The organism is Pseudomonas sp. GW821-FHT07F01 (assembly GCF_059418825.1).
This window is the reverse complement of the sequence record NZ_JBWKQO010000001.1, coordinates 402,738-422,790: the sequence shown is the minus strand read 5'-3', so window position 1 is coordinate 422,790 and position 20,053 is coordinate 402,738. Positions and strand designations below refer to the sequence as shown.

Here is a 20,053-nt window from a genome sequence, read left to right as displayed (position 1 = left end):
AACAAACGATAGATTTAGCGCACATCTGATTAGCCAGGCTTATCAATCATGCTCAAACACTGGCCACCCCTGAATGCCCTGCGAGGCTTCGAAGCCGCCGCTCGCCTGGGCAGTTTTCACCAGGCGGCGCAAGAACTGCACCTCACCCAATCGGCCATCAGCCAGCAGATCCGCAGCCTGGAAACCTTCCTCGAACAGCCGCTGTTCCATCGCAACGGCCGCAGCGTGACCCTCACCGACGCCGGGCACGACCTGCGCAGCACCACCCAGTCGCTATTGCAGCAACTGGCGGTGGGCATCCGCCGCCTGGAGCAGTACCGCAAGCCCAACCAGCTGGTGGTCAATACCAGCCCGGCCTTTGCCCGCCACTGGCTGTTGCCGCGGCTGGGGGAATTCCATCGCCTGCACCCGGAGGTGGACCTGTGGCTGTTCACCAGCTTCGAGCCACCGGACATGAGCACCCAGACCATCGACCTGACCTTGCGCGACGACCTCAGCGCCCAGGCCGAATGCAGCTATCTGGAGCTGTACAGCGACCGCCTCTACCCTGCCTGCCACCCCAGCGTGCTGGCGCAACCCGAAGCACTGCGCACCACCTTGCATGGCGAGCGGGAAATGGACTGGAGCCACTGGCTGGTGGAAGGCGGCAGCGACATTGGTCAACGCAGCAACGGCCTGAACTTTTCCGACCCGGGCCTGCTGCTGGACGCCGCCTGCGCCGGCCACGGCATTGCCCTGGTCAGCCAGCTTCTGAGCCAGCAGGCCCGGAGCCAGGGCTTGCTGAGCCCTTTGTGCGAACAGAGCGTGCGCGGCCCGACCTGGGCCTGGCTGATTCACCGCGACAGTGAAAGCAGCCCGCTGACCCGCAGTTTCTCGAAGTGGCTACAGGGTGCGCTGCAGGCTTCGGCCGAAGCTTGAGGCGCCCGCCCGGCAAGGACTGGAGCGATGCAAAACCGCTTTCCATTCCTGCCCCTAACCCCACGCGTGGCGGCGCCTTAAGCTGGCGCCGGTGCAATCCGCACTGCCTTCCAGGAGCCGCCCGTGCCCCCGATCCACGACATCAACTGGCCGCTGTGGCTGTCCACCATGCTGCCCATGGCCCTGAGCGCCGGCCCCGGCAACCTGATGGTGGCCAGCTCCGGCGCCCGCAGCGGCGTGCGGCGTTCCCTGCGCTTCATCTGCGGGCTGGACCTGACCTACCTGCTCCTGGCGCTACTGGTGGGGCTGGGGCTGTATCACAGCCTGGCGGCGTATCCAGGGTTGCTCTGGGGCCTGCGGGTAGCGGGCAGCCTGTACATTTTCTGGCTGGGCCTGCGCCTGCTGCTGCGGCCGTTGCGCAAGCCTGGCGAGCAGAGTGAAGCCCTGCAGTTTCGTGATGGCGTGATGCTGCAACTGGGCAATGTGCAGGGTCTGGTGATGCTGCTGGTCATGTTCTCCACCTTCAGCCCGGGCGCCGATGCGGGCACTGCCGTGGTGCTGGCGCTCAGCGCCGCGCTGATCGCGGTGAACCTGTTCGGCCACCTGCTGTGGGCCAGCCTGGGCTCAAGCCTGCAGCGGCTGATGCGCGACCGCCCGCGCCTGCTGCTGGCGCAGAATGCGCTGTTCGGCTCGCTGCTGATGGCGGTGGCCGGGTGGCTATTGCTGCGTGGCGCCTAACGCGTCAGCCGGCCTTGCCCTCACCCTGCAAGCCCTGGCGCGCCAGCAGATCGCAGAGAAATTCCGCCACCCGCTCGACCCGCTCCTGGCCCTGGGTCGCCAGGTTGCGCAGCAGCCAGATATCCGCGCGGTGGGCCGGAGCCTGGGGCAAGACCCGGTGCAGGCCCAGGGGTTCTGCGATATAGGCCGGCAAGGCGGCAATCCCCAGGCCCGCCTGCACCGCCTTGAGCTGCGCCTCCAGGTTGCCGGTGCGCATCCACAACGGCTGATTACCGCTGAGCTGGTCCAGCCAGCGGGCCAGGGGCATGTGGGCCAGGGTCTGGTTCCAGCCGATCAGCGAATGCTGGCGCAGCTGCGAAGGCTTCTCGGGGCAGCCATGGGCTGCGGCATAACCTGGGGAACAGAACAGCGCCTGGGTCAACTCGCCGACCCGGCGCAGGGTGAAGTTGCCGGCTTCCGGCCGTTGCAGGCGCAGCAGCAGGTCGCTGTGGCTCTGGGTGAGCTTGACCGAGCGCGCCGCATTGACGAAATCGAAGCTGATCTGCGGATGCTGCAAGCGAAACTGCGCCAGTGCGGGAATGATCAGGTGGCTGCCCATCAACTCCGGGCATTCGATGCGCACCACCCCGGCCATGCGCGCGCCTGGCCGGGACAACTGGCGTTCCATCAGGCGCAAGCGCTCCTCGATCTCCAGGGCCATGGGCAGCAGGGCCTGGCCGGCTTCGGTGAGGAAATAGCCCTGGGTGGTCTTGAGGAACAGCACGCTGCTCAAGGCCTGCTCCAGCACCAGGATCTTGCGCGAGACCGTCGAGGCCGACACCTTCAGCGCCTGCCCGGCGTCGGTGATGTTGCTGGCATTGGCGACGGCAATGAAAAACCGCAAATCGTCCCAGTTCACGCTTACCTGCCCTATCCCTGAAAACCCAGGCCCGGGATCTTATGCGAAATAAGCAGCGCAGCGGTCAGACTTTTCTCCTGTAAAGTGCCCAAAATCTTTCCTGCCCACGGATCGGGAGCCCCCCATGCTGGAACTGCACACCCCTCGCCTGAACCTGCGCCCCCTGAACGCCCATGACTGGGAGCTGTTCCTGAACCTGCACAGCGACCCGGAAAACCTGCGCTATGTCTGCGATCCGCTCTCCCGGATGCAGATCGAGGAGCGTTTCACCTCGCGCCTGCCCCATTGGGACATGGATTGCGACCACTGGCTGTGCCTGGTGATCCGCGATCGCCACAGCGGCGAGGAGCTGGGCTTCACCGGCCTGCGAGTCAGCGACCGGCCCAGCGCCGAAGCCGAGGTCGGCTACCTGCTGGCCCCCGGTCATCAAGGCAAGGGCCTGGCCACGGAATCCCTGCGCACGCTGATGCAGTACGCCCGCCACAGCCTGGGGATCAAGCGTCTGGTGGCCACGGTCACCGACGGCAATGCTGCGTCCTGCCAGGTTCTGGAGCGTTGCGGTTTCGTCTTCCAGCAACGTGACGAAGGGGCCTTCCGCAGGGGTGGCGAAGACTTCGACGACCTGATTTTCAGCTGCCCCCTGACGGCCTGAGTGCGGCTTTGCGGGACCCCGCCTACGCCTGCCTGGCGTGGGTTTTTCTTGACAGCGAAAATTCCCAACGGCTATTGTCTGACAACCTGACTACCAAGGTTTTACCCACCCATGCTTGAACTCCAGCGACCCGACTCTCTCGTTGTGCGCGTGGTCAATGCGATCCGCACCGAGATCGACTCCGGCCGCCTGGCCCCCGAATCGCGCCTGCCGACCGAGCAGCAACTGGCCGAGCAGTTGAACGTCAGCCGCTCGGTGATTCGCGAGGCCATCGCCCAGCTCAAGGCCGACGGCGTACTGATCGCCCGGCGTGGCCTGGGTTCGTATATTTCCAAGACCCCCGCCGGCACCGTGTTCCGTTTCCCCCAGGGCGATGGCCGCCTGCCGGACCTGGCGCAGATGTTCGAGATGCGTTTGTGGATCGAAACCCAGGCCGCGTCGATCGCCGCCCAGCGCCGCGATGCCGCCGACCTGCAACGGATGCAGGGCGCGTTGCAGGAAATGCACGACAAGCGCAGTGATTTCGAAGCCGCGGGGCTGGCCGACGTGGAGTTCCACCGGGCCATCGCCGAGGCCAGCAAGAACGACTATTTCGTGGCCTTCCATGATTTCCTGCGCAGCCAGCTGACCAGCGCCCGCAAGGCCGCCTGGGAGAACTCGGCGCTGCGCATGGTGGGCGGTTCCGCCGATGCCACCCAGGAACACCAGGCGCTGTACCAGGCGATTGCCGCTGGCGACCGCCAGGCCGCCGCCGGTTGCGCCGACGCCCACTTGCGGGCTTCGGCCAAGCGCCTGGGCCTGGAGCTGCCGACTATCGATTGACCCCAGCTTCACGCTTCGAGCCGCATGCCACGGCCTGCGGTTTTTTGTCGGATTAGTTAGTCTGACAACCTGATAACCAGACCGAAACGCATTGGATCCAAGGTACCTAAGAACAATGATTTATGACTTTTGCATCATCGGCGGCGGCATCGTCGGCCTGGCTACGGCGATGGAGATCCTCAAGCGCCAGCCCGGCGCTTCGCTGGTCATCCTGGAAAAGGAAAACGTCCTGGCCAAGCACCAGACCGGGCACAACAGCGGGGTGATCCACGCCGGCATCTACTACGCTCCGGGCAGCCTCAAGGCCGACCTGTGCAAGCGTGGCGCCGAGGCCACCAAGCAGTTCTGCAGCGAGCACGGGATCAAGTTCGAGGTCTGCGGCAAGGTGCTGGTGGCGTCCAACGCCCTGGAAGTGCAGCGCATGGAGGCCCTGTACCAGCGCTCGCAACAGAACGGCCTGAAGGTGGAGCGCCTGGACGCCGAGCAACTGCGCCAGCGCGAACCGAATATCGTCGGCCTTGGCGGGCTGTTCCTCGACGCCACCGGCATCGTCGACTACCGCGAAGTCTGCGACACCATGGCCCGGGTGATCCGCCGCGAGGGCGGCGAGATCTGCCTGAGCCAGACCGTCACCGCGATCCAGGAAAGCGCCGACAGCGTCACCGTCAGCAGCCACGGCGGCAGCTGGCGGGCGAAGAAGCTGGTGGCCTGCGCCGGCCTGCAATCGGATCGCCTGGCGGTGATGGCCGGGGTGAAGATCGACCACCAGATCATCCCCTTTCGCGGCGAATACTTCCGCCTGCCGGCGTCGAAGAACAACATCGTCAATCACTTGATCTACCCGATCCCCGATCCGGAGCTGCCGTTCCTCGGGGTGCACCTGACCCGCATGATCGACGGCAGCGTTACCGTCGGCCCCAACGCGGTACTAGGCCTGGGCCGGGAGAACTACAGGAAGTTCTCCATCAACTGGCGCGACGTGGCGCAGTACGCCAGCTTCCCCGGTTTCTGGAAAACCATCTGGCAGAACCTCGGCTCCGGCACCACCGAGATGAAGAACTCGCTGTTCAAGTCCGGCTACCTGGAGCAGTGCCGCAAGTACTGCCCTTCCCTGCAAGTGGAAGACCTGCTGCCTTATGAGGCGGGGATCCGCGCCCAGGCGGTGATGCGCGACGGCAGCCTGGTGCACGATTTCCTGTTCGCCGAAACCCCGCGCATGTTGCACGTGTGCAACGCGCCCTCGCCCGCCGCCACTTCGGCGATTCCCATTGGCTCGATGATTGCCGACCGGATTTTCCAGGCCGCCTGAAACACCCCGCGCCATCACCTTGCAGCGCAGTGCCCCGGCACTGCCAAGCGGGCCGCGTGTCGCCGCAATACCCCTTGGCCGCCCCTTAGGGCGCGTCGCGCAAGGCTCGCGTCAACTCGACAATAACTACAATGATTCATGAGGATGTACGGATATGACCGCAGTTGAAACCAGCAGTACTGCAGCGGAAACCCCACAGCAAACCAAGAAACGCCTGCGCAAGGTCGCGGCGGCCACCATCTTCGGCTCGATGCTGGAGTGGTATGACTTCTACCTCTACGCCACCATGGCGGCCATCGTCTTCTCGAAGATCTTCTTCGATAACAGCAACCCGAAAAGCGCCACCCTGATGGCCTTCTCGACCTTTGCCATCGGCTTTATCGCCCGCCCCTTCGGCGGCATTCTGTTCGGCTACCTGGGGGACAAGTTCGGCCGCAAGCAGGTACTGGTGCTGACCTTCTGCCTGATGGGCGTGTGCACCGCGCTGATCGGCCTGATCCCCAGCTACGCGTCGATCGGCATCTGGGCGCCGATCCTGCTGGTGGCAATCCGCATCATCCAGGGCCTGGGCGCCGGCGCCGAACTGTCCGGCGCGGCGGTCACCTCCTATGAACACGCCAGCGAAGGCAAGCGCGGCAGCCAGGGCGCCTGGCCGGCGCTGGGGCTGAACCTCGGCCTGCTGCTGTCGTCGCTGACCATCTACCTGCTGACCATCAACGGCAACGACTTCCTGCTGGCCGGCGGCTGGCGCATTCCGTTCGTCTGCAGCATCGTCCTGGTGGCCGTCGGCCTGTGGGTGCGCAACAGCATTCCGGAAACCCCGGAGTTCAAGGAACTGAGCAAGGAAAGCCAGAAAGCCAAGGCCTCGCCGCTCAAGGCGCTGTTCAAGAACGACCTCAAGGGCCTGGCCGTGGTGTTCTTCGTGGCGGTGGGCTACAACGCCCTGAGCTACATCTTCAAGACCTTCTCCCTGGCCTACCTGACCCAGTACAAGAACGTCGATGTGCACGTCACTTCGCTGTCGGTGACCATCGCCAGCCTGATCGCCATCGTCGCCGTGCCGTTCTTCGGCTGGCTCTGCGACAAGTGGAGCAGCAAGACCGTGCTGATCCTCGGCGGGCTGTTCTCGGTGCTGTTCGCCTACCCCTTCCTGGCCCTGCTCAACACCGGTGAGAGCCTGATGATCTACATCGCCATCGGCGTCGGCACCGGCATTCTGGCGCCGATGATGTTCGCCCCACAGGGCTCCTTCCTCAGCCGCCAGTTCCCCACCGCGACCCGCTCTTCGGGCTTCGGCACCGGGCGCGAGATCGGCACCGCCATCGCCGGTGGCCTGGCGCCGCTGGGCGCTCTGTCCCTGGTCACGGCCTCGGCCACCCACTCCACCGACGGCGTGGTGATCATTCTCTCCGTCGCCGCGGTGCTGGTGGTGGTGTTCGCCTTCCTCGACCAGGGCCGCAAGCACTCGGCCTTCAAGAACTGAGGCTGGACCCAACCCTGCCCGGGCCGCTCCAACGGCCCGGGCAGACTTTGCTAAGGTGGCCGCTGAACCCGCATTACAGGCCACCCCATGTCACCCGATAGCGCATTCGGCGTCGATGCCGACGGCTTGATCGCCCTTCCTGCCGAACCACCCCTGCAGCCCGAGTACCGAGCCCTGCTCGACGAGCTGTGCGCCGCCCTCACCGCTCCCGCCAGCCCGCCGCTGCATAGCCTGTACCTGTACGGCAGCGTCGCCCGTGGCACCGCCCGGCCTGGAGCTTCCGACCTGGACCTGTGCCTGATCCTGCAAGATCCCGCCGCCCCGGCCGCGTGCCTGCATCTGGAAAACCTGCGCCAGGCCCTGCAAGCGCGCCACCCGCTGGTGTCGAAGATCGATTTCGATATCGGCGACCTCAAGCAGGTACTGGAAACGCGGAACCTCGACAGCTGGGGCTATTGGCTCAAGCACCATTGCCGCTGCCTCTGGGGCGAAGACCTGCGCTCGCGCTTTGCACCTTTCAGGCCCAGCCGGGAGATTGCCCTGGCGGTGAACGGTGACTTTCTCGCAGTGCTGGACGACTACGCCGAGCGCATCGACCGCGAACAGATGCCCGCCGAAGTCCTCCGGCTGCAACGGCAGGCCTCGCGCAAACTCGTTCGCGCCACCAACCTGCTGCGCCAGGAGCAGGAGCCGAGCTGGCCCCAGAGCCTGGATGAGCACGTGCGGCTGTTTGTGCAGCACTACCCGGAAATGGCAGGCCCCATCGACGTGTTTCGCCAGGCCGCCGAGGCAACGGCCCCCGCCGGCGCCGATTTCAGCGACCGCTTGCGGCAGATGGCGCAGTGGATGAGCCAGGCACTGGCCCCGCCGCCATCCAGGAATTGACCCTTGCAATTGCACCGCCCCCGGCAACGGCTGCACCAGGGCTTCTAAACGGCTCAACCCCGCGAGGCGCTGCCCCATCTACTGCAAACGGCGCCGGAACGGGGGTCGCTGCCGGATCAGACCTGCAGCACCTCGATCCCCAACTGCCGATAACCTTCGATGTCCACACCCGGCGCCTCCTGCTCGGTCACCAGCCGGTGCAAGCGGTTGCATGGCACCACGACGAAGGGTTCCATGGCGCCGAGCTTGTCGGCGGTGGTCACGGCGATGACCTCGCTGGCACTGTCGAACATTGCCTGCTTGATCGGCACCTCGTCGAAATGCAGGGAGCTGATGCCGATCTCCGGGTGGATCGCGCAGACGCCGGTGAACATCAGGTCGGCCTTGATTCCCTGGATCATGCGCAGTGCTTCATGGCCGCTGGCGGACAGGGTTGCCGGGTTGAGCTGGCCACCGGCGAGAATCACCCTGACCTTGGGGTACTCGGCCAGGGCCACGGCAATCATCGGCGAGGCGGTGACCGCGGTCAGGCTGATGCCCGCCGGCAGCGACTGGGCGATGTGCAGGGTGGTGGAGCCGGAATCGAACAGCACCGTCTGGCCGTCCTGCACCCATTGCACGGCATATTGCGCCAGGCGCAGTTTCGCCTCATTGGTTTCGCCGACCCGGGTGAAATAGTCCTTGCCGCTGTCCTTGGGCCGCGGCAGCGCGCCACCATGGACCCGCTGCACCAGTCCCGCGGCATCCAGCTCCGCCAGGTCGCGGCGGATGGTGTCTTCGGACACCGCGAAATGCCGGCTCAGTTCGGTGGCCATGACCTTGCCGTCGCGCTCCAGCAGCAGAAGGATTTTTTGCCGACGCAAGGATGGCAGCTCGGCTGGCGGGTGTTGACCTTGCATGTTTATGCCCGTTATTGCGTGTTTTCGCCAAACTACACAGACACTCGGGCAAAAACAAGCAACCCGATCAGTTGATCAACTGCGGCGCCCGTGAGCGGTACAAGGCCGCTTCCCCGAGGCGCTCGCGCACCAGCGCCTGGGCCTGGCGGGTCATCTGGTCCAACTGCCGGTCGCGCTTTTTCTCCGCTTCCAGCATGGCCTTGCGCCCGTGCTGGGCCAGCAGGTAGGTGTGGATCTGCCGCACTTCCACCGACTGGTAGATCGGTGCCACATCCAGCACCGCCAGCAGGCCGTCGCTGCCGTGGTCCCGGGTGTTCATCAGCACCTGCGGGCCGCGGGCGCCCAGCAGCTGGAAGCCCAGGGCCTCGAAACACCCCACCTTGGCCACGTTGCAGGCAAGTTCCGCATGGGGGTAACGCGCCAGCATGGCTTGCAGCATCTGCCGCGCAATACCCTGGCGCCGGTGGCCTTGCAGCACCGCCATGTACGCCACGGCGCAGGCCTGGGGATCGTCCTTGACCGGCAGGTACAGGGTGAAACCCAGCACCTGGTCCGGGGCCTGCGGGTCGGTGGCCACCACCAGCTCCACCGCGATCCCCCGGGAACCGTCCATGGCCTGCAGGTACAGGTGCACCTCATAGCCGACGCCGTACTGGTACAGGTTGTACAGCGGGTTGCTCGGGGCGATGGCCACCGCGCTGACGTCGGTGATGTAGTCCACCACCATCTGCTGGATCTGGCTCTGGATGGCTTCGGGCGGCGGGGCTTGGAACAGGGTGATGCTGGACATCGAGGCGGTGACTCCGAGGGTTGGGGCAGGCCCGGCTACGGCGGGCGCGCCATGATAACCCGGCGCGGGTGACACAGGCGCACAACCGGGCAGCGCATCGGGTGCGTGCATCGGCGAAAAAGCGCGAATGGGATCGGGAGCAAGAGACTGGCGGGCTGCGGCTATGGCGGGGCCATGGCCGCAACCGGCACAGGATGCGGATGCACCGGGGCATCCGCGGTGCCCCGCCCGACGAACGCGGGCGGGGCCGAGGGCTTACAGCGCCATGTCGGCCGCTGGGTTGCTCTCTGGCTTGGCCAGGCTGGCCGGAGCCTGAGGCGCCGCGCCCTTGACCGGCGGTGGCGGGGTCAGTTGCAGCACTTCAGCGGTGTAGGCCCATTCTTTGGCCACACGCTCAGGGCTGTCGTTCAGGGCCGTACCGTAGCTCGGCACGATCTGCTTGAGCTTCTCCTGCCAGGCCGGGGTCGCTACCTGGTCCTTGAAGACTTTCTGCAGCACGCTGAGCATGATCGGCGCGGCGGTCGAAGCACCTGGGGACGCGCCCAGCAGGCCGGCGATGCTGCCGTCTTCGGAGGCCACGATCTCGGTGCCCAGTTTCAGCACGCCGCCCTTCTCTTCGTCACGCTTGATGATCTGCACGCGCTGGCCGGCCTGCCACAGGCGCCAGTCTTCCTGCTTGGCGTTGGGGAAGTATTCCTTCAGCGCGGCGAAGCGGTCGTCATCCGACAGCATCAGTTGGCCGGCCAGGTATTCCACCAGCGGGTACTGCTCGATGCCCACCTTGGTCATCGGCCAGAAGTTGTGGGTGGTGGTGCTGGTCAGCAGGTCGAAGTACGAACCTTCCTTGAGGAACTTGGTGGAGAAGGTAGCGAATGGGCCAAACAGGATCACCCGCTTGCCGTCCAGCACACGAGTGTCCAGGTGCGGAACCGACATCGGTGGCGCGCCGACCGAAGCCTTGCCGTAGGCCTTGGCCAGGTGCTGCTCGGCCACGCTGGCGTTGTCGGTCACCAGGAACGAGCCACCCACCGGGAAGCCGGCGTATTCGTTGGCTTCAGGAATGCCCGACTTCTGCAGCAGGTGCAGGGCACCGCCGCCGGCGCCGATGAACACGAACTTGGCGTCGGTCTCGGTTTTCGAACCGTCCTTGAGGTTCTTGTAGGTCACGCGCCACGAGCCGTCTTTATTGCGCTCGATTTCCTGCACTTCGCTGGACAGTTTCAGCGCGAAGTTGGGCTGGGCCTGCAGGTGGGCAACGAACTGGCGAGTGATCTCGCCGAAGTTGACGTCGGTGCCGATCGGGGTCCAGGTCGCAGCGATCTTCTGCGCCGGGTCACGACCTTCCATCATCAGTGGAACCCACTTCTTGATCTGCTCGGCGTCTTCGGAGTACTGCATGCCACTGAACAGCGGGCTGGCCTGCAGGGCCTCGTAGCGGGCCTTGAGGAACTTGATGTTGTCATCGCCCCAGACAAAGCTCATGTGCGGGGTGGAGTTGATGAACGAACGCGGGTTCCTCAGGACGCCGTTCTTGACCTGCCAGGACCAGAACTGCCGGGAAATCTGGAACGCTTCGTTGATCTCGATGGCCTTGGCGATCTCGATCTTGCCGTCCTTGCCTTCCGGCGTGTAGTTCAGCTCGGCCAAAGCGGAGTGGCCGGTACCGGCGTTGTTCCAGCCGTTGGAGCTTTCTTCTGCGACGCCGTCCAGGCGCTCGACCATCTCCATCGACCAATCCGGCTGCAGCTCATTGAGCCAGACCCCCAGGGTCGAACTCATGATGCCGCCACCGATCAGCAGCACATCCACTTTCTTCGGCTCAGCCGCGTGCGCGGTCGTGAGGCCTATCGACATCGCCAGCCCGATCAGGGCCGTGTTCACTTTCTTAAACATTCTGAGTACCTACGATAGAACGCCATCCGCCGCCCCATCCTCGATCCTGCGTACTCCGGTGATTGCGAAACAGTCATTTCGCAGGTCCTGGACCAACACATTCAAAAGAACTGGAGGGTGGGCACACAAGGCCGACGAGACAGGCTCGACCTCAGTTTTATATCGCTCCGGCGCTGACTTCTTGTCGTTCTTGGCTTCAGCTACTTGAGTGACAGTGTTTCTCAGGGCACGTCACGGGACGCAACCAACAGGCAGTTTCCCCCTGCCCGACCTTGCGCGCCGCAAACTGCCGGACGAACAAGAATGACGCCCGCAACTGCGGGGGCCAACAGGAAATTAGGGGTCGGGTTCAACCAAAGAGGTAAACGAACACTGCCTGACATTACATTCGGCGGGGTCGTGCAGACACTCCCACAGCCTTGCAAGGGACCCGAACAGGCCACTTGAAGCTAAGCACGGGTAAGGTATTTCTGCACAAACGATGAACCGATTCAGCGCAAGAATATCATTACGGCATCAGCCTGTCTTGGCCGGAGCCACGAGCCGCCCGCCCGGGAAAACCTCGACGCTGTACGACACCTGCCGCAATCAATGCGTCACAACGACGCTGGCCGCCCCTCATTCACAGCGGCAAATGCGCCTTCGCCAAGAGGCGACCTTGATGCATGATGGCTCCGCGCCACAACACCACCTTCACCCATTTACTGCAAAGGACGGCCATGCCAGGTATCGACAGTGTTGCAACAGAGTTCCGCGCGTTCCTGAAGTCCTGGGAACAGGAGCGCCCGCACCTTCCCTCGGCCCTCAGCGTGCTCGGCAATGGTTTCGAGGGCTGGCTGAAGTTCGAATTCTATTTCTGGCTGATCCAGCACCGGGGGTTGGCCGGGCCACGCGACGGCTGGCTCGGCGACGTGGGCGTGGAATACAAGGTCGCCCTGGACCAGCGCTGGTCCGACATGGACATTCACCATAAGCAATGTGACCTGTGGATCCGCGACGCAGACAAGCAGCGCTTCCACTTCATCGAACTCAAGGCGCCCTTTGCCAACGCCAACCAAGGCAAGTTGTTCATCTCGGCATCGGACGACTACTGGTACATGACACGCCTGAAGGCCAAGGAAGAAAAGGTCGCCAGCGGCAGCGTGATCATCTTCGGCGTCGGCTTCACAGAGGATAAATGGACAAAGCATCTGGAGACGGTCGAGGAATACACCGGCTGGGTCGAACACGCCTCCCGCGATATTGGCGAAGTACCCGGGGTCGAGAACCTGCGCTGGGCCGTGCTGACCATGCACTACCCCAGCTAGCTGCAATCCGGCCTTCGATCGTTCAGGCAAATTGGATAGGATGCTGCGCTGCAACGCCGGGAAAGCACCCGGCGCCGCGCCCCCAAGAACAACAAGGAACAACCATGCACCCGACCTCACTGCAAGACACCACCGCCCCCGAAGGCGTGTGCTTCGGCTGCGGCAGCAGCAACCATCACGGCCTGCACATCAAGAGCCACTGGCACGAGGACGGTGTGCACGTGGTGGCCGAGCACCTGCCCGACGCCAAGTACTGCGGCTGGCCGGACCTGGTCTACGGCGGCCTGATCGCGATGCTGGTGGACTGCCACTCCAACTGGACCGCCATGGCCTACCACTACCGCAACGAACAGCGCGAGCCCGGCAGCCTGCCACGCATCGACTGCGTCACCGGCAACCTGGGCATCAAGTTCATCAAGCCCACCCCCATGGGCGTGCCCCTGACCCTGCGCGCCAGGGTCGAGGGTGAAGTAGGCCGCAAGAGCCAGGTGATCTGCGAGGTATATGCCGGCGATGTGCTGACCGCCATTGGCGATTCGGTCTTCGTGCGGGTCGATACCAGCCAGCTGGCCGCCGCTGCTCATGGTCGTGAAAGCTGATCCATCAATTCGACTGACTATGGCTCGACAGAGTCAGTCGATTCCAGACTCCCTCAGTATTATCAGGAAGCCACTATGACGACGAACAATGCTGCAGTCTTTGATACTGATTTGTCGGACCCTGTTGAACGACAGCGCCTGTTGGATCTTTGGCTTATGCGTGCCGAATTCATAGCCGCCGAATTCGAGTCCGGCCAGCAGATACTCAAGCTCTATCAGCTCATTCTTTCCTGCACACTGATGCAAGGCTGGCGCGGGGCTTGCCATGACACTTCTGCAGCCTTTTACGTGCTTGCCCATGAGCTGGGTCTTTCCCCCAGTCTTCACATAGGCACTGTGCAAGCTCCAGGCGGATGCTTTAGTCATTCCTGGGTCGAGTTCGAAGGAAAGATTTTTGACACTGCCATTTGCTTTCCCAACGAAAACGCAATTCCAGCAGGACCACCAATCTTCGGCTCGTATGGCCTATCCGACGGTGAGCCGCACCAACTGGTTTTCGCAGTTCGAAACCACCCGTTTGATACCCCGGCAAGTCAGATTGCAGAACTGGATCTATATAACTACGGACTTGAACAAGACTCTCCACACATGTTGTGGTCGGTGATTCAGTACTTGGGGGACCGTATAGGGCTCGACCTTGCCATTCACGATCTGCAAACAAAATATGGCCAGGTAGTCAGGCAGATCCACAAATAGCCTGAACCCGCCAGCTGCGGACAAGCGTCGCTCCCCTTGTAAATCCAACCTCGCTCCCTCCCTAGATAGGACACTGTATTTGACCATGGACATCGAAGAGCTCCAGCGCCGCCTGGCCAAGCCGGCGCTGCAATTGATTCCCGGCGGTTTTCGCCCCTCCGGCAGCGACGAGGAAAGCTGGCTGGGCCGGGTCTTTCTGTTTCGCGAGGATGAAGAGCTGCCGCGCAACAGCGCCGGGGAAACCCTGCTGCCGTTCGCCCAGCTCTATCTGCCGGCGCTGCCCTTCCACAGCCCGCTGCTGGAAGGCGTGCGGGTGCTCACGGTGTTCGTCGCCAACCCCTTTCCCGAGCCCCTGGAACCCATGGGCGAGCGCTGGCTGATTCGCGAATACCGTGCCGAGGATGTGCTGGTGCGCAAGGACCTGACTGCCCCCGGGGCCTTTCTCAAGCCCTTCCCGCTCAAGCCCGAGGCAGTGCCCGCGGACTTTCCGCTGTGGGACGGCGGTGGGGTGCCGGAGGACCTGGAGCGGGAAATCCTCGAACTGGAAAACTCCGGGCAGATCGAGTGCTACTACGACCTGGTGAACCATTGCTACCAGCACAAGCTCGGGGGCTACCCCTCGTTCTGCCAGTCGGGAGTCGATGTCGGGGACGGCTTCGAATTCGTGATGCAGATTTCCTCCGACGCCAAGATCAACCTCAACGTGGTGCACGGCGGCAGCCTGATGTTCTGGAAACACCCCGGCAGCGGCGAATGGGCGCTGTACTTCGACTTCCATTGAGGCGCAGCGGCTAACACCGATTTCATCAACCGGCGGATGAAATGCCCCGGCGCCGGGTGCATCATGGGCGCTGTCCATTTCCCGGGAGACTTGCATGCCCATGCGCTCACTGTTCTTGCCCGCCGCAGCCCTGGCTCTGGGCTTGCTGGCGGCCACCGGCGCCGTCGCCGACGACCAGTCGCAACTGATCGAATCGATCAACGCCTACCGCAGCCAGCCGCAACGCTGCGCCAACCAGGCCTCCTCGGAGCTGCCGCCGCTGACCGGCGACCCACGGCTGATCCTGCCGGTGGACAACGTCGGTGACCTGCAGCAGGCCCTGGCCCGGGCGGCCTACCCCATGGTCAACGTGCAGGCCATCAGCCTCTCCGGCCCCCGGGATGCCCAGGCGGCGATGCAGGCGGTGCGCGAGAGCTTCTGCCAGGTGGTGCTGGACCCGCAGTTCGTCGATATCGGTGTCAATCGCCAGGCCAACCAGTGGCGCATCGTGCTCGCGCGACCGCTGCTGTCCGCGCGCCTGGGGGACTGGCAGGCCGAGGGCCAGCAACTGCTCGCGCAGATCAACAGTGCCCGCGGCCAGCCCCGGCAATGTGGTGGCCAAGGTTTTGCCGCCACCGCGCCCCTGGCCTGGAACGCCACCCTGGGTACCACCGCCGAGGAACACAGCCGGGCCATGGCCAACCAGAACTACTTCGACCACAAGGACCATGACGGCCGAACCCCGGGTGACCGCGCGGAACTGGCAGGCTATGCCGGCCAGCAGGTGGGCGAGAATATCGCCGCCGGCCAGGACACGGTGCGCAAGGTGGTGGACGGCTGGCTGGCCAGCCCCGGGCATTGCGCCAACCTGATGAACCCGGCCTACAGCGAGCTGGGCGCGGCCTACGCGGTGGACCCGAAAAGCGATGCCGGCATTTACTGGACCGCGATGTTCGGCGCGCCCTGAGCCCAGTGCCTGGGCGTGGCTGCCACGCCCTGAAGCTGCAACCGGGCCCCCAGGACAACGAAGGAGCGACACTCACTCACCCCGGCCTGCGCGGTGCGCGGCCGGTTGGCCCGCACAACCATCGGTCGGCCGTCCTCACGGTGCGCCCGGGGCTTCTATGCTTGTAGCCCTGCCTTCGGATCATTCGCTCTCCCTCACACAGGAACGCTGATCATGCAAACCTTCGGTTACGCAGCGCAGTCCGCCGGGGTTCCCCTGGCACCTTTCACCTTCCAGCGTCGCGCCCTGCGCGCCAACGATGTGGCGATGGAAATCCTATATTGCGGGGTCTGCCACTCCGACCTGCACCAGGCGCGCAACGACTGGGGCGCCAGCCGCTACCCCATGGTCCCGGGCCACGAGATCGTCGGCCGGGTCACCGCCGTCGGCCCCGAGGTCAAGCGGTACAAGGTCGGCGACAGCGTCGCCGTCGGCTGCATGGTGGACTCCTGCCAGGTGTGCGACCAGTGCCGCAAGGGCGAAGAACAGATGTGCCGCGAGCACAATACCCAGACCTACAACGGCCTGGACCGCATCACCCGCGAGGTGACCTACGGCGGCTACTCCAAGCACCTGGTGGTGCGCGAAGAATTCGTCCTGCGGGTGCCCGAGGGCCTGGACCTGGCCAAGGCCGCGCCGCTGCTATGCGCCGGCATCACCACCTATTCGCCGCTGCGCACCTGGAATGTCGGGCCCGGCAGCCGGGTCGGGGTCATCGGCCTCGGTGGCCTGGGGCACATGGCGGTCAAGCTGGCGGTGGGCATGGGAGCCAAGGTCACGGTCCTGAGCCGCAGCGCCGACAAGCGCGCCGACGCCCTGGCCCTGGGCGCCGATGCACTGCTGGTGTCCAGCGACCCGCAGGCCATGGCCCGCGCCCAGTCGAGCTTCGACCTGATCATCGACACCATTCCGGTGCGCCACGACGTCTCGCCCTACATGCCCCTGCTGGACATCGACTGCACCCTGGTGATCGTCGGCCAGGTCGGGCCGATCGACGAACAACTGACCCTGCCCATGCTCCTGGGCCGGCGCCGGCTGGCCGGTTCACCCATCGGCGGCATCGCCCAGACCCAGGAAATGCTCGACTTCTGCGCGCGCAAGAACATCCTCCCGGACTGCGAAATGATCGCCATGCAGGACATCAACCAGGCCTTCGAACGTATGGAACGGGCCGATGTGCGCTACCGCTTCGTGATCGACATGGCGTCCCTGGGCAGCGGCGCCTGAAACCCGGCCTGGCACCAGCAGTGAACGCTCGCAAGTGAATGAAGGGTCGATGACGGCACCCTTGCCTATTGCTTTGCACCGCCGTGTCGATAACCCGTCACACCGCTCCCTCTGGCGCGCCGCTGCCCGCATCCGGGCCGCGACGCACCAGAGGGGGTGACCGACCTTCATTCGATAGCGAGACGATTCAATGGTTATGTTCCTGATCCTGTCAGGGCTTGCACTTACGGTGGCGATGCAGTTCGCGATTTTCTGCGTGGCCCTGAAGAATTCTTTGGGCAATGCCATCCTCAGCCTGTTCATTCCCTTCTATGTGTACGTCTACGCCAGGAAAGACCCACAAGCCCGGCCCTTTCTCTGGGGCTGGTACCTGGGCATAGCGCTGCTGGTCGCGGGGGTTCTGGCCTCGGCCTAGGCACCGCGCCACAGGCTGCCCCCGGCCAGGCACAAAGCAAAAGCCCCGAACATTCGGGGCTTTTTTTCATCAGGCCTGCCTGCAACTCATTTGTTGGCCGCCATCTGCCCCGCTTCGCCCTGGCTCACCAGGGCCTTGAGCGATGCGTCGAACTGCTTCAGGGCATCGACCTGCAACTCGGTCTGCTGGTTGATCTGCGCAGCGATCTCCGGCGCCGCCTTGCCCCGTACCCAGACCGACGGCAGTTCCTTGGCCTGGATCCCGGCTGCCTGGCCGATGTACTGCAGGTTGGCGTCATAGAACTTGGCGATGAAGCGCGCCTCGACCTTGCTGTTGCGCTTGGTCACCAGCTGGTTGTAGGTATCGAGCATCACCACCACATCGGGGTGGGCCTGGACCACCGCGTCAAGGCTGTCATAGACGGTCACCGAACCGAAATGCTTCTGCAGCGAAGCCATCAGCCAGTCGATTGCCCGTTTCGGGTCCGAGCTGTTGACGAAGGCTTGGCTGATGCGCGGATCGAGGCCGGCATTCTTCGCCCCGTTGAGCGCCACCGCATGGTAGTGCTCCAGGTATTGCAGGGTGCTGATGGTGTTTTCGCTGTACAGCACGCCTACCGACTGCGCGTGCTGCAGGTCGGTGCTGCTGTCGGCCATGGGCAGGAAGTGGCAGGAGGCGTCGTCAGTGGCGAGGGTGGCCGCAGAAGCCCCGGTTCCCGCGATCAAAAGCACCACGAGGGTCACTAGAGTCGAGATTCTCATCGGGTGTTTCCTTCTGCAGCAAGCACGGTGTAAGCGCTATCTTCCTCCTTTGCCGGAAAAACGGAACCTGCACTTTTTGATGATAACTATCGATTGCAGCAATGGTTGACAATGGGCACCGATGCGCCTCGAAGGCGGTGGCCTGCGCCGCTCGCGCCCTTCGATAAAGCCGTCAATTTCTGGCATACAGCTCGCCCTGGCCCCGATAGAATCAAGCCCCCTTTTTCTGCAAGACGAGTCCGGACCATGGATGCTCACTCGATACTGACCTACACCCTGGTGGCAGCCATCGCCATCGCCAGCCCCGGCCCCGCTACCCTGGTGGCGCTGCACAACAGCGTGGCCTACGGCGCCAAGTCCACTATCTGGTCATCGCTGGGCAACGTCAGCGGGCTGTTCTGCATGTCTGCCGCGGCCATGCTCGGCCTCGGGGCACTGATCGCCAGTTCCGAATGGATCTTCAACGCGGTGAAGATCATCGGTGCCGGCTACCTGTTCTACCTGGGTGCCAAGCAGCTGTTCAGCAAGAGCCAACTGCTGAGCGAAGCCAGCGCAGACAGCACCAAGGTCGGCAAGCCGCCGCGCCTGAAGCTGTTCAAGTCGGCCTTCCTGACCGCCGCCACCAACCCCAAGGCGACCATCTTCTTCACCGCCCTGTTCCCCCAGTTCATCGACCAGCACGCCGCGCTGCTGCCGCAGTTCTTCATCCTGACCCTGATCTTCATGGCGCTGTCGCTGACCTCCCTCAGCGTCTACGCGGTGCTGGCCTCCCGGGCCAAGGGCGTGCTGACCCGGCCGGCCCTGTCCAAGTGGGTCAACCGGGTGGTGGGTTCCACCTTTATCTTCTTCGGCACCACCATCCTGGCCATGCGCCGGCAAACGGCCTGAGCCCTCAGGCGCGATGCAAATAGACCTGCTCAAGGAATCGCTGCTGGGCCACTGGGAAACCACTGCCGGCGTGCTGCAATGCGAATTGCAGTTCGGCAGCCGCCTGGTCTACGTCCAGCACCCCAGCAACGAACCGCCCCAGCGCCGGCTTGCGACCGCGCAGCAAGGGGTGCAGGCCGCCTGGGACGACATCCCCCAGGCCCTGGCCTTTGCCGAGCGCCTGTGCGTGCCCGGCATGCGCAAGGTCTGGCAGCTGTACGCACAAGGCCTGCTGTCGTGCCCGCCACTGGAGGTCTACTCGATTCATTTCGAGATCAACAGCCCTTACCCGTCCTACACCATTTCCCAGAACCCGGATTTCGACTGGGAGACCAGCCTGACGGTGGAGGACGAGCAGGGACAGGTGCACCGCCTGTCTCTGGCCGAGTACGAACCTGGGGAAGACTTCTGGCTGAGCGTGCGGCGCCTGGGCGCCGGCCAATTCCAGAGCGATACCTGATCAGCCCTTCTTTTTCTGCAAGGCCTTGAGCCGGATGCCGGCCCGCTGCACGGCGGCCATTTTTTCCGGGCGCTTCATGCGCTTCCATTTGCGGATGTCGTCCTTGCTGCGCCCGCAACTCAGGCACAGGTCGCCACTGAGCTGGCACAGGGCGATGCAGGGGTTGTCGATTTCCTTGGCCATGGCTCAACCCCGGCCCGGGCGCAGGCGCTTCAGGCGTTGCGCCCAATCGCCACCATTGATCCGCCGGCATTGCTCTTCGCTGTCGAAGAACACACGGGTTTCCAGGGCGTCGAGGTGAACATCGGCCTCTTCCAGGGCCCGGGTCGTCAGTTCGAGCATCCGCGCGCCCTGCCCGGCCGCCAGGGCCTGCTCCTTGTGGGCCTGGGTGTCGAAGACCCAGACCACCACCAGGCTCGCCGCAAAGGCGGCGTAGTCCACTTCGTGGGTCAGCCAGGAAAAACCGACGATTTCGGCCTTGGCGGCTTCGCAGGCTTCGGTCAGGGTGGCGGCCAGCAGGCGCTCCGTGGCCGCCTGCTGGCGTTTGTTGAATGGCATGACAAGCCTTGAGTCGCAGCTAAAAGGCCGCACACCATACCTCAAGCCAC

General features: G+C 64.1%; 23 protein-coding genes. 16 read left to right on the top strand and 7 right to left on the bottom strand.

Features of this window, described 5'->3' with window-relative positions; translation table 11 throughout:
* Positions 1 to 48 precede the first annotated feature (48 nt).
* Complete coding sequence (locus AC07R1_RS01965; protein WP_493168192.1) at positions 49 to 918, top strand: LysR family transcriptional regulator; 870 nt, start codon at positions 49 to 51, stop codon at positions 916 to 918.
* 123 nt (positions 919 to 1,041) lie between these two features.
* Positions 1,042 to 1,656 (top strand): LysE family translocator, encoded by a 615-nt coding sequence (locus AC07R1_RS01960; protein ID WP_368994867.1) that lies wholly within the window; start codon positions 1,042 to 1,044, stop codon positions 1,654 to 1,656.
* A gap of 4 nt (positions 1,657 to 1,660) precedes the next feature.
* Here the strand turns inward: AC07R1_RS01960 and AC07R1_RS01955 are convergent, their stop codons facing one another.
* Positions 1,661 to 2,554: a LysR family transcriptional regulator gene (locus AC07R1_RS01955; RefSeq protein WP_236203855.1), complete on the bottom strand. Its 894-nt coding sequence runs from the start codon at positions 2,552 to 2,554 to the stop codon at positions 1,661 to 1,663.
* A 124-nt stretch (positions 2,555 to 2,678) separates the two neighbouring features.
* Between AC07R1_RS01955 and AC07R1_RS01950 the strand changes: the two genes are divergently transcribed.
* The 5 genes from AC07R1_RS01950 to AC07R1_RS01930 all read left to right on the top strand — a co-directional run bounded on the left by AC07R1_RS01950 (position 2,679) and on the right by AC07R1_RS01930 (position 7,705).
* Positions 2,679 to 3,206 (top strand): GNAT family N-acetyltransferase, encoded by a 528-nt coding sequence (locus AC07R1_RS01950; protein ID WP_401402042.1) that lies wholly within the window; start codon positions 2,679 to 2,681, stop codon positions 3,204 to 3,206.
* Positions 3,207 to 3,317: 111 nt separating this feature from the next.
* Positions 3,318 to 4,028, top strand: a complete 711-nt coding sequence (locus AC07R1_RS01945) for a FadR/GntR family transcriptional regulator (protein ID WP_011060731.1) — start codon at positions 3,318 to 3,320, stop codon at positions 4,026 to 4,028.
* Between the two features lie 115 nt (positions 4,029 to 4,143).
* Positions 4,144 to 5,337 carry an L-2-hydroxyglutarate oxidase gene (lhgO, locus tag AC07R1_RS01940; protein WP_011060730.1) on the top strand — a complete coding sequence of 398 codons (1,194 nt, stop codon included), beginning with the start codon at positions 4,144 to 4,146 and terminating at the stop codon, positions 5,335 to 5,337.
* Positions 5,338 to 5,491: 154 nt separating this feature from the next.
* Positions 5,492 to 6,820: an MFS transporter gene (locus tag AC07R1_RS01935; protein ID WP_495110038.1), complete on the top strand. Its 1,329-nt coding sequence runs from the start codon at positions 5,492 to 5,494 to the stop codon at positions 6,818 to 6,820.
* 87 nt (positions 6,821 to 6,907) lie between these two features.
* Positions 6,908 to 7,705, top strand: coding sequence for a nucleotidyltransferase domain-containing protein (locus AC07R1_RS01930; protein ID WP_495110037.1), 798 nt, complete (start codon positions 6,908 to 6,910; stop codon positions 7,703 to 7,705).
* 116 nt (positions 7,706 to 7,821) lie between these two features.
* Here the strand turns inward: AC07R1_RS01930 and AC07R1_RS01925 are convergent, their stop codons facing one another.
* From AC07R1_RS01925 to mqo, 3 genes are all read right to left on the bottom strand, one after another.
* Positions 7,822 to 8,604 carry a DeoR/GlpR family DNA-binding transcription regulator gene (locus AC07R1_RS01925; protein WP_346624126.1) on the bottom strand — a complete coding sequence of 261 codons (783 nt, stop codon included), beginning with the start codon at positions 8,602 to 8,604 and terminating at the stop codon, positions 7,822 to 7,824.
* A 67-nt stretch (positions 8,605 to 8,671) separates the two neighbouring features.
* Positions 8,672 to 9,394, bottom strand: coding sequence for a GNAT family N-acetyltransferase (locus AC07R1_RS01920; protein WP_015635183.1), 723 nt, complete (start codon positions 9,392 to 9,394; stop codon positions 8,672 to 8,674).
* Between the two features lie 255 nt (positions 9,395 to 9,649).
* Positions 9,650 to 11,287: a malate dehydrogenase (quinone) gene (gene mqo, locus AC07R1_RS01915; RefSeq protein ID WP_495110036.1), complete on the bottom strand. Its 1,638-nt coding sequence runs from the start codon at positions 11,285 to 11,287 to the stop codon at positions 9,650 to 9,652.
* A gap of 665 nt (positions 11,288 to 11,952) precedes the next feature.
* On the opposite strand from mqo, the gene AC07R1_RS01910 reads away from it, so the two are divergent.
* The 7 genes from AC07R1_RS01910 (at position 11,953) to AC07R1_RS01880 (ending at position 17,297) form a co-directional block, all read left to right on the top strand.
* Positions 11,953 to 12,594 carry a hypothetical protein gene (locus tag AC07R1_RS01910; RefSeq protein ID WP_123473178.1) on the top strand — a complete coding sequence of 214 codons (642 nt, stop codon included), beginning with the start codon at positions 11,953 to 11,955 and terminating at the stop codon, positions 12,592 to 12,594.
* Positions 12,595 to 12,698: 104 nt separating this feature from the next.
* On the top strand, positions 12,699 to 13,193 hold the full coding sequence (locus AC07R1_RS01905) for a PaaI family thioesterase (protein ID WP_125063169.1): 495 nt from the start codon (positions 12,699 to 12,701) through the stop codon (positions 13,191 to 13,193).
* Between the two features lie 75 nt (positions 13,194 to 13,268).
* Complete coding sequence (locus tag AC07R1_RS01900; protein ID WP_495110035.1) at positions 13,269 to 13,889, top strand: hypothetical protein; 621 nt, start codon at positions 13,269 to 13,271, stop codon at positions 13,887 to 13,889.
* Between the two features lie 85 nt (positions 13,890 to 13,974).
* Positions 13,975 to 14,670 carry a YwqG family protein gene (locus AC07R1_RS01895; protein WP_495110034.1) on the top strand — a complete coding sequence of 232 codons (696 nt, stop codon included), beginning with the start codon at positions 13,975 to 13,977 and terminating at the stop codon, positions 14,668 to 14,670.
* Positions 14,671 to 14,770: 100 nt separating this feature from the next.
* Complete coding sequence (locus AC07R1_RS01890) at positions 14,771 to 15,616, top strand: CAP domain-containing protein (RefSeq protein ID WP_176707119.1); 846 nt, start codon at positions 14,771 to 14,773, stop codon at positions 15,614 to 15,616.
* Between the two features lie 213 nt (positions 15,617 to 15,829).
* Positions 15,830 to 16,882, top strand: a complete 1,053-nt coding sequence (locus tag AC07R1_RS01885) for an NAD(P)-dependent alcohol dehydrogenase (RefSeq protein WP_065363729.1) — start codon at positions 15,830 to 15,832, stop codon at positions 16,880 to 16,882.
* Between the two features lie 196 nt (positions 16,883 to 17,078).
* On the top strand, positions 17,079 to 17,297 hold the full coding sequence (locus AC07R1_RS01880) for a hypothetical protein (RefSeq protein ID WP_019094443.1): 219 nt from the start codon (positions 17,079 to 17,081) through the stop codon (positions 17,295 to 17,297).
* 86 nt (positions 17,298 to 17,383) lie between these two features.
* On the opposite strand, the gene AC07R1_RS01875 is transcribed toward AC07R1_RS01880, so the two are convergent.
* The gene (locus AC07R1_RS01875; RefSeq protein WP_015635178.1) at positions 17,384 to 18,058 is read right to left on the bottom strand and encodes a hypothetical protein; all 675 of its coding nucleotides are present in this window, start codon (positions 18,056 to 18,058) and stop codon (positions 17,384 to 17,386) included.
* 246 nt (positions 18,059 to 18,304) lie between these two features.
* Between AC07R1_RS01875 and AC07R1_RS01870 the strand changes: the two genes are divergently transcribed.
* Both AC07R1_RS01870 and AC07R1_RS01865 read left to right on the top strand, forming a co-directional pair.
* Complete coding sequence (locus AC07R1_RS01870; protein ID WP_011060715.1) at positions 18,305 to 18,946, top strand: LysE family translocator; 642 nt, start codon at positions 18,305 to 18,307, stop codon at positions 18,944 to 18,946.
* Positions 18,947 to 18,959: 13 nt separating this feature from the next.
* On the top strand, positions 18,960 to 19,445 hold the full coding sequence (locus AC07R1_RS01865) for a hypothetical protein (protein WP_011060714.1): 486 nt from the start codon (positions 18,960 to 18,962) through the stop codon (positions 19,443 to 19,445).
* Here the strand turns inward: AC07R1_RS01865 and AC07R1_RS01860 are convergent, their stop codons facing one another.
* Together AC07R1_RS01860 and AC07R1_RS01855 are read right to left on the bottom strand one after the other, a co-directional pair.
* Complete coding sequence (locus tag AC07R1_RS01860; RefSeq protein WP_011060713.1) at positions 19,446 to 19,628, bottom strand: DUF1289 domain-containing protein; 183 nt, start codon at positions 19,626 to 19,628, stop codon at positions 19,446 to 19,448.
* 3 nt (positions 19,629 to 19,631) lie between these two features.
* Positions 19,632 to 20,003 (bottom strand): hypothetical protein, encoded by a 372-nt coding sequence (locus AC07R1_RS01855; RefSeq protein WP_210456908.1) that lies wholly within the window; start codon positions 20,001 to 20,003, stop codon positions 19,632 to 19,634.
* Positions 20,004 to 20,053: the final 50 nt, after the last annotated feature.

Coding starts and splice junctions, on each gene's coding strand:
- AC07R1_RS01935 (WP_495110038.1), top strand. CDS start 5,492: ATGACCGCAGTTGAAACCAGCAGTACTGCAGCGGAAACCCCACAGCAA.
- AC07R1_RS01890 (WP_176707119.1), top strand. CDS start 14,771: ATGCGCTCACTGTTCTTGCCCGCCGCAGCCCTGGCTCTGGGCTTGCTG.
- AC07R1_RS01895 (WP_495110034.1), top strand. CDS start 13,975: ATGGACATCGAAGAGCTCCAGCGCCGCCTGGCCAAGCCGGCGCTGCAA.
- AC07R1_RS01860 (WP_011060713.1), bottom strand. CDS start 19,628: ATGGCCAAGGAAATCGACAACCCCTGCATCGCCCTGTGCCAGCTCAGT.
- AC07R1_RS01950 (WP_401402042.1), top strand. CDS start 2,679: ATGCTGGAACTGCACACCCCTCGCCTGAACCTGCGCCCCCTGAACGCC.
- AC07R1_RS01965 (WP_493168192.1), top strand. CDS start 49: ATGCTCAAACACTGGCCACCCCTGAATGCCCTGCGAGGCTTCGAAGCC.
- AC07R1_RS01870 (WP_011060715.1), top strand. CDS start 18,305: ATGGATGCTCACTCGATACTGACCTACACCCTGGTGGCAGCCATCGCC.
- AC07R1_RS01875 (WP_015635178.1), bottom strand. CDS start 18,058: ATGAGAATCTCGACTCTAGTGACCCTCGTGGTGCTTTTGATCGCGGGA.
- AC07R1_RS01900 (WP_495110035.1), top strand. CDS start 13,269: ATGACGACGAACAATGCTGCAGTCTTTGATACTGATTTGTCGGACCCT.
- AC07R1_RS01925 (WP_346624126.1), bottom strand. CDS start 8,604: ATGCAAGGTCAACACCCGCCAGCCGAGCTGCCATCCTTGCGTCGGCAA.
- lhgO (WP_011060730.1), top strand. CDS start 4,144: ATGATTTATGACTTTTGCATCATCGGCGGCGGCATCGTCGGCCTGGCT.
- AC07R1_RS01855 (WP_210456908.1), bottom strand. CDS start 20,003: ATGCCATTCAACAAACGCCAGCAGGCGGCCACGGAGCGCCTGCTGGCC.
- mqo (WP_495110036.1), bottom strand. CDS start 11,287: ATGTTTAAGAAAGTGAACACGGCCCTGATCGGGCTGGCGATGTCGATA.
- AC07R1_RS01885 (WP_065363729.1), top strand. CDS start 15,830: ATGCAAACCTTCGGTTACGCAGCGCAGTCCGCCGGGGTTCCCCTGGCA.
- AC07R1_RS01905 (WP_125063169.1), top strand. CDS start 12,699: ATGCACCCGACCTCACTGCAAGACACCACCGCCCCCGAAGGCGTGTGC.
- AC07R1_RS01945 (WP_011060731.1), top strand. CDS start 3,318: ATGCTTGAACTCCAGCGACCCGACTCTCTCGTTGTGCGCGTGGTCAAT.
- AC07R1_RS01880 (WP_019094443.1), top strand. CDS start 17,079: ATGTTCCTGATCCTGTCAGGGCTTGCACTTACGGTGGCGATGCAGTTC.
- AC07R1_RS01910 (WP_123473178.1), top strand. CDS start 11,953: ATGATGGCTCCGCGCCACAACACCACCTTCACCCATTTACTGCAAAGG.
- AC07R1_RS01930 (WP_495110037.1), top strand. CDS start 6,908: ATGTCACCCGATAGCGCATTCGGCGTCGATGCCGACGGCTTGATCGCC.
- AC07R1_RS01920 (WP_015635183.1), bottom strand. CDS start 9,394: ATGTCCAGCATCACCCTGTTCCAAGCCCCGCCGCCCGAAGCCATCCAG.
- AC07R1_RS01865 (WP_011060714.1), top strand. CDS start 18,960: ATGCAAATAGACCTGCTCAAGGAATCGCTGCTGGGCCACTGGGAAACC.